General features: G+C 49.2%; 13 protein-coding genes and 2 pseudogenes. 8 read left to right on the top strand and 7 right to left on the bottom strand.

The window, feature by feature from the left end:
• Window positions 1-6: 6 nt before the first annotated feature.
• A pseudogene (locus AC6RNO_RS32345) lies at window positions 7-99 on the bottom strand (hypothetical protein); the annotation flags it as partial.
• 110 nt (window positions 100-209) lie between these two features.
• Between AC6RNO_RS32345 and AC6RNO_RS32340 the strand changes: the two are divergent.
• Both AC6RNO_RS32340 and AC6RNO_RS32335 read left to right on the top strand, forming a co-directional pair.
• Window positions 210-683 carry a GNAT family N-acetyltransferase gene (locus tag AC6RNO_RS32340; protein WP_488438589.1) on the top strand — a complete coding sequence of 158 codons (474 nt, stop codon included), beginning with the start codon at window positions 210-212 and terminating at the stop codon, window positions 681-683.
• Window positions 684-716: 33 nt separating this feature from the next.
• The gene (locus AC6RNO_RS32335) at window positions 717-1,553 is read left to right on the top strand and encodes a rhodanese-like domain-containing protein (protein ID WP_497107933.1); all 837 of its coding nucleotides are present in this window, start codon (window positions 717-719) and stop codon (window positions 1,551-1,553) included.
• A gap of 118 nt (window positions 1,554-1,671) precedes the next feature.
• Here the strand turns inward: AC6RNO_RS32335 and AC6RNO_RS32330 are convergent, their stop codons facing one another.
• Window positions 1,672-2,655: an extracellular catalytic domain type 1 short-chain-length polyhydroxyalkanoate depolymerase gene (locus AC6RNO_RS32330; RefSeq protein WP_474685067.1), complete on the bottom strand. Its 984-nt coding sequence runs from the start codon at window positions 2,653-2,655 to the stop codon at window positions 1,672-1,674.
• 301 nt (window positions 2,656-2,956) lie between these two features.
• Here AC6RNO_RS32330 and AC6RNO_RS32325 point away from each other — a divergent pair, with 301 nt between their 5' ends.
• Together AC6RNO_RS32325 and AC6RNO_RS32320 are read left to right on the top strand one after the other, a co-directional pair.
• Window positions 2,957-3,406, top strand: coding sequence for an acetyltransferase (locus tag AC6RNO_RS32325; RefSeq protein WP_497107932.1), 450 nt, complete (start codon window positions 2,957-2,959; stop codon window positions 3,404-3,406).
• Between the two features lie 18 nt (window positions 3,407-3,424).
• Window positions 3,425-3,892 carry a GNAT family N-acetyltransferase gene (locus AC6RNO_RS32320; protein ID WP_497107931.1) on the top strand — a complete coding sequence of 156 codons (468 nt, stop codon included), beginning with the start codon at window positions 3,425-3,427 and terminating at the stop codon, window positions 3,890-3,892.
• A 100-nt stretch (window positions 3,893-3,992) separates the two neighbouring features.
• On the opposite strand, the gene AC6RNO_RS32315 is transcribed toward AC6RNO_RS32320, so the two are convergent.
• Window positions 3,993-4,625, bottom strand: coding sequence for a TetR/AcrR family transcriptional regulator (locus AC6RNO_RS32315; RefSeq protein ID WP_488438592.1), 633 nt, complete (start codon window positions 4,623-4,625; stop codon window positions 3,993-3,995).
• Between the two features lie 131 nt (window positions 4,626-4,756).
• Here AC6RNO_RS32315 and AC6RNO_RS32310 point away from each other — a divergent pair, with 131 nt between their 5' ends.
• From AC6RNO_RS32310 to AC6RNO_RS32300, 3 genes and pseudogenes are all read left to right on the top strand, one after another.
• Complete coding sequence (locus tag AC6RNO_RS32310) at window positions 4,757-5,581, top strand: SDR family NAD(P)-dependent oxidoreductase (RefSeq protein WP_497107930.1); 825 nt, start codon at window positions 4,757-4,759, stop codon at window positions 5,579-5,581.
• Between the two features lie 196 nt (window positions 5,582-5,777).
• Window positions 5,778-6,743: an MBL fold metallo-hydrolase gene (locus tag AC6RNO_RS32305; protein ID WP_497107929.1), complete on the top strand. Its 966-nt coding sequence runs from the start codon at window positions 5,778-5,780 to the stop codon at window positions 6,741-6,743.
• 148 nt (window positions 6,744-6,891) lie between these two features.
• Window positions 6,892-7,411: pseudogene (locus AC6RNO_RS32300) on the top strand (GNAT family N-acetyltransferase).
• On the opposite strand, the gene AC6RNO_RS32295 reads toward AC6RNO_RS32300, so the two are convergent.
• From AC6RNO_RS32295 to AC6RNO_RS32285, 3 genes are all read right to left on the bottom strand, one after another.
• Window positions 7,313-8,032, bottom strand: coding sequence for an NAD(P)-binding domain-containing protein (locus AC6RNO_RS32295; RefSeq protein ID WP_497107956.1), 720 nt, complete (start codon window positions 8,030-8,032; stop codon window positions 7,313-7,315). The pseudogene AC6RNO_RS32300 and the gene AC6RNO_RS32295 sit on opposite strands and share 99 nt — an antisense overlap.
• A gap of 136 nt (window positions 8,033-8,168) precedes the next feature.
• Window positions 8,169-8,822 (bottom strand): expansin ExlX, encoded by a 654-nt coding sequence (exlX, locus tag AC6RNO_RS32290; RefSeq protein WP_497107955.1) that lies wholly within the window; start codon window positions 8,820-8,822, stop codon window positions 8,169-8,171.
• A gap of 329 nt (window positions 8,823-9,151) precedes the next feature.
• Window positions 9,152-9,865, bottom strand: coding sequence for an SDR family oxidoreductase (locus AC6RNO_RS32285; protein WP_497107928.1), 714 nt, complete (start codon window positions 9,863-9,865; stop codon window positions 9,152-9,154).
• A 292-nt stretch (window positions 9,866-10,157) separates the two neighbouring features.
• Here AC6RNO_RS32285 and AC6RNO_RS32280 point away from each other — a divergent pair, with 292 nt between their 5' ends.
• Complete coding sequence (locus AC6RNO_RS32280) at window positions 10,158-10,496, top strand: winged helix-turn-helix transcriptional regulator (RefSeq protein WP_497107927.1); 339 nt, start codon at window positions 10,158-10,160, stop codon at window positions 10,494-10,496.
• Window positions 10,497-10,568: 72 nt separating this feature from the next.
• Here the strand turns inward: AC6RNO_RS32280 and AC6RNO_RS32275 are convergent, their stop codons facing one another.
• On the bottom strand, window positions 10,569-11,588 hold the full coding sequence (locus tag AC6RNO_RS32275) for a phosphotransferase enzyme family protein (RefSeq protein ID WP_488438598.1): 1,020 nt from the start codon (window positions 11,586-11,588) through the stop codon (window positions 10,569-10,571).
• Between the last annotated feature and the right edge of the window lie 640 nt (window positions 11,589-12,228).

Raw genomic sequence — 12,228 nt, 5'->3', positions numbered from 1 at the left:
TGCGGTTTACTTGCAATTTGCCGAGTCTTCATTCGTTAATGGTAGCTTTTCTCGGCAAGTTTGGCTACAAAATTCGTATATACTGCCGCTGCTTTGTAAGTTTCCAGAAAATTCTCAATTCATTGTGAACGCTATTATCGTACAATAGAGTTATAGATTTGCCGCACACGAACCCAGTATCCAATGAAAAACGCGAAGGAGGTTCCACCATGTCCCAAACTACCATTCGAGAAGCAACCGTGCAGGATATTACTCAGCTCCGTGAGCTTATGCTTGCTTATATCGTCGGCTTTTACGAGTATCGGCCGCCGGAAGACGAGAAGTTGAACGCATTGATCCATACATTGCTGGAACAAAAAGAAGGCATCCAGTTCGTGGCCGAAACCGATGACGGCACATTGGTCGGTTTTGCTACGTTGTACTTCACATTCAGCACGCTGCGGGCAGCCAAAATCGCCGTCATGAACGATTTGTTCGTTATTGAGGCGGAACGGGGACAAGGCGCGGCACAGAAGCTTTTTGCCGCTTCCAAAGGTTATGCCGCAAGGAACGGCTACGCCAGACTTTCATGGACAACGGCCAAAGATAATTCCCGTGCGCAGCGGTTTTACGATAAAATGGGAGGAGAGCTGGGCAACTGGCTGAGCTACTCCATCAATCCGACCATGGGGATTGGCGATTAATCAAGTCTATTTTACGAAGGTGGTGCCCTTATTTTGGAAAATATCGTAAGCCAATCATGGCTGCTCGGCCAATTGGGAGACGCGAATATCGTGATCGCGGACTGCCGGTTTGCGCTGGGACAACCGGAATCCGGCAGAACAAGCTACCAGCTTGACCACATACCCGGAGCCGTCTATGTAGATTTGGAAAAAGATCTCTCGGGCTCTCTTATGGCCCACGGAGGCCGGCATCCGCTGCCTGATCTCGGCGCTTTTTCGATTCTCGTCGGCAATCTGGGCATTGACGGAACCAAAACCATAGTCGCCTATGACGATCAAGGCGGCGCAATGGCTTCCCGGCTGTGGTGGATGCTGAGATTCCTCGGTCATTCCGAAGTTTATGTGCTCGACCAAGGGTATACCGCATGGAAAACAGCCGGCTACCCGGTCACCGCCGAAGAACCTGCCGTATATCCGCGCACGTTCTCGCCGAAGGTGAACCGCGCCATGCTCGCCAGCATGGACGAGGTGAAGGACAAGCTGGGCCGCGAAGGCACCGTGCTTGTGGATTCCCGCGAGCCGCGGCGCTACCTCGGCCTGGAAGAGCCGATCGATGCCGCCGCCGGGCATATCCCGGGCGCGCGCAATTACTTCTGGAAAGGCGTGCTGGACGAAAGCGGCGCGTGGAAATCCGCGGAAGAGCAGCAGCGGCATTTTGCCGGGCTGAAGGACGCGGAAGAGATCATCGTGTACTGCGGATCGGGCGTAACCGCATGCCCGAACGTGCTCGCGCTGAAAGAAGCGGGCTTCGCGAATGTGAAGCTGTATTCCGGCAGCTGGAGCGATTGGATCAGTTGGGAAGACAACCCGATTGCAACAGGGGAAGAGTAAGAGTCGAGAGGCATCAGAAAAAACGACAAGGAGCCCGCAAGGGCTCCTTGTCTCGTTTGAGATCGACTTTTTTAAGGCGTCGCGCAGTTGAATTTCGCCCGTTGTTCCGCTGCCGGAATCACCGCCTGATGTTCAGGCCGAGGAAGGCGATCGAGTAGCCGACCGCGGACTGGGGCATCGAGTGACCGGCGCCCTGCACGCTGATTGCCTCAACCGGTGGTTGGGTGGAAGTGCTGCCGTAGCGTGTGCGGGTCCAGCCCGACTGCGGGCTATCGGTGTTGACCGGGGTGGCGGAGACGCCGCGCAGATTGGTCCACTGCTTGATTTCTTCTTTGAAGTTGTTGTAGTTAAGTATATTGTCGGCAGTACCGTGCCAGAGTTGGATGCGCGGGTAGCTTCCTGTGTAGCCGGGGAACATCGCGCGGGCGGCGGCTCCCCACTGTTGGGCGGTCTTGGAAATCTGGCCGTTCGCGCACTGACTGTTCCAGAAGTTGGTGGCGCTGCCGGTGGCGAAGCAGGTGGCGGGCACGCCCATGAACACCGTTCCGGCAGCGAAGACGTCCGGGTACTCGGCGAGCAGTACGTTGGTCATCATCGCACCGGAGGATGCGCCGGTCACGTAGACACGGCTGGAGTCGATGTTATAATTCGCCTTGGTCCACGATACCATCGACATGATGCCGACAGGATCGCTGCCGCCGCCGCGAGTAAGCGCTTTCGGACTCCACACGTCGAAGCAGCTGCTGAATTCGGTGTGCGTGGATTCGGGGAAAACGATGATGTAGCCGTACTGCTCAGCGGCTGTGACGAAGTCGCGAGCATAGCCGTTGTAGAAAGCAGAAGCCGAACCCGAACAGAAGTGTACGGCCACCAGCAATGCGGGATTCGGGGCCAGGTTGCGCGGCACGTAGACGTACATTTTCAGGCCGCTCGGGTTGTTGCCGAACGACGTGATCTGTGATAGCGTCCCCGGCGTTACACCTGCCGGCGGCGCGAGAGCCGCCGCAGGGGCTGTCTGCGCCGTCGCTGGGGGCACCAGCAAACCAGCCAGCAGCAGCAGCGCGCTGAACATTTTTACAAAAGTTGACTTTAGTAGCATCATAATACCTCCTTAGAATTTTAAAATAAATGAGACTGCTCCGTTTCCGTTGAGTTGTGAGCCTCCTTTCTCCTTTAATTGTAAGCGTATGCAAACCATATTATAACATTTAAACAAAAAATATGTTGTCCGAAAATAAATATTTCCCATAAATTGTCATCAAGTTCCGTTTCGATTTTTGAATAAGGGCTGCTGACCGGGCGCCAGTTCTAAAGCATGGGAGAAATGTGCATTCTTGTTTCCTCCTGGATCAGCGTGTTATGCTTGTTTCACTGAAAGTCGATCGTTTGGAGGAGGAACCTTGATGTCGAACATAATTACCCCATACCAGGAAAGTGATCACGATATATTAGTCGATATTTGGTACCGGGCCGTATGTCGTACCCATACTTTTTTGACGGATTCGGACATCCAATTTTACCGCAGTATAGTTCAAAACGGGGCCTTAAGAGAAGTTGAGATCTGGGTAAGAAGAAACGAAAATAAAGAACCGACAGGGTTTATCGGACTTGTCGGAACTAAGATCGAGATGCTGTTCGTAGATCCAGAACACCACGGAATGGGAATAGGCAGCCGTTTAATCGAACATGCCCAAAAATTAAAAGGAAGTACTCTCCAAGTTGATGTCAATGAGCAAAACGACGGAGCGTGTGCCTTCTACAAACGGGTTGGATTCGTACAGATCGGCCGGTCGGAATTGGATGGTTCGGGTAAGCCATTTCCATTGCTTCACCTTGAATACAGATCAGTATAGACAGTTAAGAGGATGAGTATGGATATTGTGATTCGGAATTTCGCGGTTGGAGATGAAAATGTCTGGAAGCATATAGACGACAGTTTTACTGTTGATTCTACCCTCGTCCTGTCCTTGACGGATCGAGAGTTCGGATTCACGGTGAAACCCATTCCCGGCTATACAAAAAGTTATTCGGAAGAACGGTTTCAGGAAGCAGAAGATGAGGATTATTCAGACTATATCGATAGCCCGGATCGAATAGTGTACTTGGCCTGGGCCGGGAATCAAGCAGTAGGCCGTAAACTGATCGAGCAGGCCAAGCGGTGGGCGAAAAACGGCGGAATGCCCGGAATCATGTTGGAGACGCAAAGCAACAACGTGAATGCGTGCAAATTTTATAAAAGTTGTGGTTTTGTAATAGGCGGGCTTGATCTTAACTTGTATCAGGGTATTGATAAACACAATGATGAGATTGCGTTATTCTGGTATTTGATTTTTGAATAAACTTCATGCACGCCGGAGCGAAAAGCAAGACCTACCGGCCGAAGCCGGTAAGGCGCGAAGCGGTGGCGCATAATAAACGAAGGATTTGGTGAATGTAGTATCACAAATCAGAAAGCAGAAGAAGTATCCCATGGTAACACAAATATTCAAGATCAGGTACAGCGTGGTTAACCTCGACTAGCTGCATGGCCTCAAGTTGTTTTTGCGACAGATGAGATATCGGATACAGCCCAAGAATATACACCGAAAACGCTGAAACGAAAATGGCCTTGTTTTCAGGGGGCGCCTCGGGAAAATATTTATCCAAACTTGCAGCAATAGTGTCCAGAATATAGCTAACCTTTTTGAATTCTGCAAGCTTTTCAACACTGCTGTTGATTTCGAGAACGGAAAAGAGTATGGAAAGCAGCTTCAACATCTTATCGTGCGATAACAAAGTCTTCGTCAGAAAAGTGCTATACTGTTCTTTTGTCATCTTGGCTGTAGTATTCATTACTTCCAGCATCCTGGCCTGCCATCTTAGCAATTCCCGGGCCAGAAGGTCCAGCAATACCTCGTCTTTAGTTTTGTAATAGTTATAAATCGACGGGCGTGTAAAAGAGGTCAGTTCGGAAATTGCCTTAAAGGTTACGCCCTCATATCCGCTTTGACAGAATAATGTGTCGCAGGCATTGATGATTTCTTCCTGTCTGCTGGTTATTTGATCCGGTGTTCTTGCCCTTATAAAATCCATTGTATCGATCTCCTCTTGAGTTATGATAACACATTGTCAATTCATTATTCCACCATAGTTGACATCGTGTAATTTATCCTGTAATCTGATTATTGACGATTCGTCAGTTAATTTCAGAAGGAGGAATTACTATGGAAAAGAAAACAGTTGTTATAACAGGAGCTTCATCTGGTATTGGAAAGGTAACAGCTAAATATTTTGCAGAAAATGGATGGAATATAGCTGCCACTATGAGATCGCCAGAAAGCGAAAATGAATTAACTCAAATTGAAAATGTCAAAATTTACCTCCTTGATGTTACAAAACAAGAAACAATTAATAAAGTATATGAAGATATTTTAAAAGAATTCGGAACGATAGATGCCCTGGTCAATAATGCAGGATATGCTTTATTTGGACCGATTGAAATCTCTACGGATGAGCAAATTCGCAGAGAGTTTGACGTAAATGTATTTGGTTTAATTAATACTACCAGAACATTTTTAAAGCATTTTAGAGAGAATAAAAAAGGTATAATTGTGAATATAGGATCTATGGCGGGTAAAACAACACTTCCATTAATATCAACTTATAATTCTACTAAATTCGCAGTAGAAGGTTTAACAGAATCGTTAAGCTATGAATTAAGTAATTTTGGGATTAAAGTGAAATTGGTAGAACCCGGTTCAATGACAACAGATTTTGCCGGTAGATCTATGGATCATGCAAAATCAGAAACAATAACTGATTATAATGCATATGTTAGCAATTTCTTTAATTTAGCTTCAAGTGAAAATCAGCAAATATCCAGTCCTCCCGAACTTGTAGCTGAAGTAATTTATGAAGCAGTTACCGATGGAACAGATAAACTGAGATACATTGCCGGTGAAGATGCAAAACAAATTATAGCTTTAAGAGAAACTCAAGGCGATGAAGCTTATGTGCAAATGATAAAAGAAAGATTTGCCCTAAAATAGACCAGGGAATTTAGCCAAAGCCGATCGAAGAGCCGGATGGAGAACACGAATTTGACGGAGATAAACGGACTCGTAGATACGGGAGGAGGAGAGCAGACAGGTGAACGATTGGAATCGATCAAATCGAGCCAAGAACGGAAAATTCCAGAACGAAATCCCGGCGATTGTGAAATTTGGGGCAGGAGACCTTGTGTCCATGCTCCTTGAATTTCTATCTCCAAAAACCCAGAGAAGGCCGAAGCAGCCGCTTCCTATTATCCCTCTTCAGCATGACACGCTAAAGGACGGAAAGGACAAGGTCGTCTGGTTTGGACATTCGGCGTCAATGCTTCAGCTAGGTGGCAAGACGATCCTAATCGACCCGATGCTGGGCAAGAACCCGTCGCCGATTCCTTTTTCCCGTAATAGCAGATATAGCGTTAATTTGCCAATCACGATTGAGGAGCTTCCTCCGATCGATATCGTTGTTCTGTCTCACGATCACTACGATCATCTGGATTCTTCCTCCATTCGCAAGCTTATTCCGAAGGCGGGTACTTTCCTCGTTCCGCTCGGAGTCGGCAAGCGAATCCGGAAACGAGGAGCGTCACCAGATGCCGTCATCGAGCTGGACTGGGGGGAAGAACAGATCGTTCAGGGCATTCGCTTCGCTTGCACGCCGGCGAGACATTTCTCGGGAAGAGGGCTGTTCGATCGGGATTCCACCCTATGGTGCTCGTGGGTAATCAAGACGGAGGAGAGAAGTCTCTTCTACAGCGGGGACGGGGGCTACGGTCCTCACTTTGAGCGAATAGGCCGTCAGCACGGACCGTTCGAACTGGCCATTATGGAATGCGGGCAATATGACAAGCGCTGGAGTGGCGTGCATATGCTACCGGAGGAGACGGTGCAAGCGCATCGGGACGTTCAGGGAGGGGTTCTGCTGCCCGTACATTGGGGAGGGTTCACTTTGGCGCTGCATGACTGGAACGATCCCGCAAGAAGGGTATCGGCCGCGGCCGAAGAGCAGAGCATTCCTTACCGGATTCCTAGAATCGGCGAACCAGTCTATCTGGATCAGATTCCGCTATTACCGCAGCGGGATTTCTGGTGGCAGGACCTGGAAGGAAGACCGACGAACGCATCCACAAGCGGGAGACAGGCGTGCTCGCAGCCCATATAACGAACAAGGCAGTCCGTCCGGTCTTCTTAGACCGCCTGGGCTGCCTTGCTACTTTTTATCAGGAAGGGATTTTTCGATGGAAACATACGTTCCCTATGTGTTATAATCTAAAAACATCAGCCGATAGCGTAAAGGAGCGAGGGATTCGTTGAATCAAACCAATGAATTGCAAGTAAAGATTAAGCCCTGGGCAGATACCGACCTTGCATTGCTGTATCGTATGAATGCACCGGAGATGCTCGAGCACTTAGGAGGTCCGGAGACAGAGGAGCAGGTCCTGAACCGCCACAAACGATACGTTGAGATCGAAGGGAAAGGTACAGGGCGTATGTACAGTATAGTTCTGCTCCCGGAGCTCGAAGCGGTGGGCAACATCGGGTACTGGGAGCGTGTCTGGCAAGAGGAGACTATATACGAGGTAGGATGGGGCGTCTTGCCGCCGTTCCAAGGAAAAGGAATTGCGGCTAGAGCGGCCGCAGCCGCTATTGCCAGCGCTAGCACAGAAAAGAAGGTATATGCATGCATTTCCGTCCATCGACAATCCGGCATCAAACGCCATTTGCAGGAAACTAGGCTTTATATTGGCCGCCGAGTGCAGCTTCGAATATCCGCCGGGGAATTTTATGCGGTGCAACGATTGGAGACTGGATCTTAGTACGATAATTTGAGTCGGGACGATTTATAATCGTTTTAGAGATGCGAACAACCTGGGGAATCCATTTTTTCGAATACCCGCTCATACACGTCCAAAAGTAATCAAGCAAGGCCACGTCAAACGCCGCTGCCCGGCCGGGGGATGCGCCAAGATAGGAAGCAGTACCGCCCAAGCTGGCTAATACTGGTTGAGCAGCCTTATAGACGAGCTCCGGTCCATTGTACAAAATGACTGCCGCCGGTGTTCCGATGGTTGGGGTGGGGGTCAAAATCGCTCCATCGATATAATCGATTTCTTGCTCGGCAGCCCATGCAAACATTTTGCGGGACCGCACCGGAGAGCCGGCAGTAAGGTTCACGAGCGTTCGCCCTCTTAGGGCGCCCCTTGCGGGCTCGAGGATCGCTTGCACGACGTTGTAGTCTAACACGCAGATGATGACCAGCGGGCTTGTCGCGACAGCTTCAGCGACAGTATTCGCGGGGACGGCGCCCTGCTTAACGAGAGCATCTGCCTTACCGACCGAGCGGTTCCATATTGTCGTTGGGTGACCGCTCTTCAGCAGCGCACCAGCCAGCGCCTGCCCCATCGGACCGAGTCCGATAACCGTCACAGGCGTACGATCCTTATTTTCCATGACAGCATCTGCCGCAACCGATCCTTCATGCTTATTGAGATCTTTTACACTGTCCAAAAGAAATGCCTCCCTTCATTTGTGTTCGACTCTATTCTAAAGGGTTGACATTAGTGTAAAAGTCAATAGTCGGAAATCGTCAATCGGCAAACTGGACATTGCCGGGGACGATGTAAGCTCCCGATGTTCCGTTTTCGGCTAGCCCCGGTATCGTATCCGTCACCGTTCTGCCCTTGATGTCAGTGATGCGAACCTGCAGAGGCTTGGTGCCTAACTGCGTGCCGACGAAATGGTTATAGTCCATTTTCTCCAAATTGATCCAGCTGCCGCCTTTCAAATATTCCAGCTTCATAACAGGGTACTTGTGGTTTCGCACCTGAATGGCGGCCCACCACTGGCTGCTGCCTTCCTTGATTCGATAGGAAAAGTTCCCCAGAATCGGGGCTTTGACGACTTTCCACTTGATATTGATTTTGCCGTCGGGGATATTGCCGATCTTGGCGAACGCATTCGGGGAAAGATCAAGAGCACCCGGAGCGCCTTCGGGATATAAATCGGTCACGTAAACGGTCGTTTTCCCTTTCGGGCCTTCAACTTCCAGGTAGGCTCCCGCGAGAGCCGCTTTGACGCCGCCATAATTCATGTCGGTCGGATTCAAAGCCGTAATCTCCATCGTTGGCGGGATCGGATCGAGCAGCACGGCACCTCCCGAGTAGCCCGAGCCCGTATAAGTGGCGTAGCCGGTATGCAGATCGTTCCAGGCGGCAAAAGCCGAAAGCGTCGGAACAATCATCAGCGCACCCAAAATAAGAGAGCTCAAGCCTAGTTTTTTTGCCCATTTGCTGCTTTTCATCATTAAATTCCTCCATTCGGCTCGTATTGTGAAAGCGCTCTATAAACTGTTTGTTCAATTTCGCCTTTTCAGGCAGTACATGCCTCCTTTCACGAATAAAATGGTAAAACATAGGTTTTCTAGTAAATTTATTATTATTTCATCTATCATCTCAGTAATTCTCTGAAAAATCAATAGAATTGTAAAATTTTTCAGATAATTTGTCGAACATAAAAAGCCAGCGCTCCCGCTGCCGAGCGAGAGGCGATGGCTTCTTGTAGCGGCCGCTTTTAAGTCAAAATGTGGCCGCCTTCCACGTGAAGAACGGTTCCGGTCACGAAGCTGTTGCCGAGCAGGTACAGCACGCTTCGCGCGACGTCTTCAGCTTTGCCTACTCGTTTCACGGGGAGCTTGTTTCCTACCGCGGCGTAGAACTGATTGCGGGCTTCTTCCGGCATTTTGCTGCGTGACGGCGTATCGATGATGCCGGGTGAAACGACGTTCACCCTGATTGGCGCAAGCTCCAGGGCCAAGGTTTGGCCCAGATTCGAGACGGCCGCATTGACTGCGCCCAGGGCCGCCGAACCGATCATGGATTTGTAGGCCACAACTCCCGAGAACAAGGTGATGGAGCCGTTAGGCAAAACTTTCGGAGCGCCGTATTTAGCGGCATAAAATTGGCCCCAAAATTTGTTTTCAAACAACTGCCGCGCTTTTGCGGTATCCGTTTGGAGGAACGCTCCGCCGGATGTTTCCGCCGCGGTCACCACAAGATGGTCGAACTCGCCGACGGTTTCGAAGAAGGACTGTACTTGCCCTTCTTGCGTCGTATCCAGCGCATAAGTCTCAGCTTTGGTTCCCAGCTGTTCTTTTGCTTGCAGCAGCTTGTCTTTGGAGCGGCTGGCAATAATCACTTCTGCTCCGAGTGCCGCCGCTTGTCTGGCTGTTTCGAAACCAATCCCCGAACTTCCGCCGATAATGACAACTTTCTGATTGCGCAACATCGCTCATCCTCCTGACTTTGCTTAAAACTTCAACACTTCATTGAGATGCAAGCGAAGCTTTTCAAAGGCGTCATGCCAAGGAAGGCTTGCACCATTTTGTCCGTCAAGGCTTTGGTGCAGCGTTCCTACTCCTTCCTGCATATTCCGAGCTGCCGCGATTGGCCTCAATGGTAGTATATATGCAGCAAATTCATTTAGAGAAGTAGTGATATTTAATTCATATAGTTTCCGAAAATATAGTATTGTGATATGATGGGCTTAATTAGCCCAAAAAAATTCGGGGGGAAGCTTCATGAGCGGTATGGAACCGGTCGAATTGACCAAAGGAACCCCTGGCGAACTTTGTCCCATTGCCAAGGCGTTGGATGTGATTGGGAGCAAATGGACCTTTCTAATCATTCGGGACCTGTTAATCGAAGGGACGATGCGATTCAGCGACCTGCAGAAATCGATGGACGGAATTAGCCCCAAGACGCTTTCGCTCCGCCTTAGAGAACTGGAGGACAACGGGATATTGAGCAGGAAAGTATACCCGGAAGTTCCCCCGCGTGTGGAATATACGTTAACGGACAAAGGAAGACGTTTGGAAGGGATTTTTATCGAATTGAAGCGATTCGGGTTAGGCTTATAGAGGGATGGCAAAAAGCCGCCCAACAATCAGGCGGCTAAATCCGGCATGTTAGTCAATCGTGCTTCGAAAATCTCAATCATACCAGTTATTTTGATCGATGGGTTTTAGCTCAACCGCGGGGCGGTAGCTTGCGCGAATCCGGCTGCATGCGGCGAGCAGCTTATCCTTGAGCGCAAGGGCCCACTCCGGCGAGTTGGCGGTATCCATATCCTCGACGCTGCGGAGAAGCCGGGCGAATGTGTAAAGATCCGCAAACTTCCGGAAAATAGGGATGGCGCTCAAACAGCTCTCGTCCAAAGGTTTTATCGAGGCATATCCTGCAAGAAATTGTCGAGTCTTTCGTTCGGATTCCTCTCCGTCCAGTTCAACGATATCGGAAAGGGCGCAGGTGACATCCATCATATACCAATGCATCATCGCATCGTCAAAATCAATAGCGCAATACCGCGCTTCCGCGGCGACGTAAAACACATTGTCGGTCTCAAAATCGTAGTGGATCAGCCCTGTATGCCCTTTGCCGGCAGGCAGCTCTGAGAGCTGGTCCTTCAATCGCTCAAGTTCTTGCCGGAGCCCTGACTCCCGGGGATAGCGCTGTAGTACCGATGATATGAACGCCAGCGCATCCAGCCAGCTTTTTCGCGATGTCTCTCCGGGGGCATACGTTTCGGATAATTGGTGAAGCGAGGCGAGGGATCGGCCCCATTGTTCCAAATGAAGATCCGACATCTGATCAAGCGGGAGATACTGTCCTGCGGCCCGTTCGAAAACAACGCCGTAATAAATCCCGTTTTCGGTCGAAATCGTTTCGATCCAATTGCCGTTCCTGGAGCGAACGGGAGCTGCGACGGCATAACCTTTGTCCAGTAAGTACCGGATAAAATCAAGTTCAGCCTGAATATTCCCCGGCGAGTTATCCTCTTCATGAATGAACCGGAGGAAGTGCCGCGAAGCGTTCATGTCAAAAGTGTAAACGAAATTGCTGCTAGCTCTCCAAAATTTCAATGTACTCTCATCATGATCCCAACGCCGGATCAGTTCTTTGGCAGGAGAGTCATTTTCCAATCCTTGAACCATGTTTCTTAAAAGCATCATACCCGCTAGCCTCCCATTGCCTGATGAGAGGTGTCTATTTAGATGATAATGAACGACCTCTCGCAGGCTTTATCGTATTTTTATTCGTATTCAAACACCATCACTCCTTATAAATCGTAGTAGGAAGCGTATTCCCCAAGTTATATTGTCAGGCCAAGTATTCCGGTACTCAAGGTGCATTTTATATAAAATTGATTATTCCGGGGAGGCTCCTTTTCGGGATTGAATTTCAGCGGCTGACGATCGATTTGGAGCAGCTATGAGATTTATTTTAAAGGAACTTGTTCCTATAAGCGGGAAATTAACATACTATGAAGTTAAACTTTACCAAAGTATAGTATAATCTTTAGGGGGAGTGATACGTTCAGCCACATTGGAACTACAACATGAGTAAAATATGCTCTATAATCATGATTGCGTATGGGTGCAAGCACTGTTGTGTTAGTCTGGCATAAATGAAAAGGGAGCCCCGAAAGGCTCCCTTTATATTTTACTGTAGTGGTTTCAGCGGTGTTGCTTATACATCTTTTGACAGGTGCAACCTTGACCTGTACTTTACTTATTAGCCATATTCTAGCAAATGCATCTCTGTTTCTTGAACTGCAATAAAATAGGGGTTCGCACAATTATCGTTGTTCGA

This window comes from Paenibacillus sp. sgz302190 (assembly GCF_059820445.1).
The sequence above is the reverse complement of the archived record's forward strand: the minus strand, read 5'-3'. Positions and strand labels throughout refer to the sequence as shown.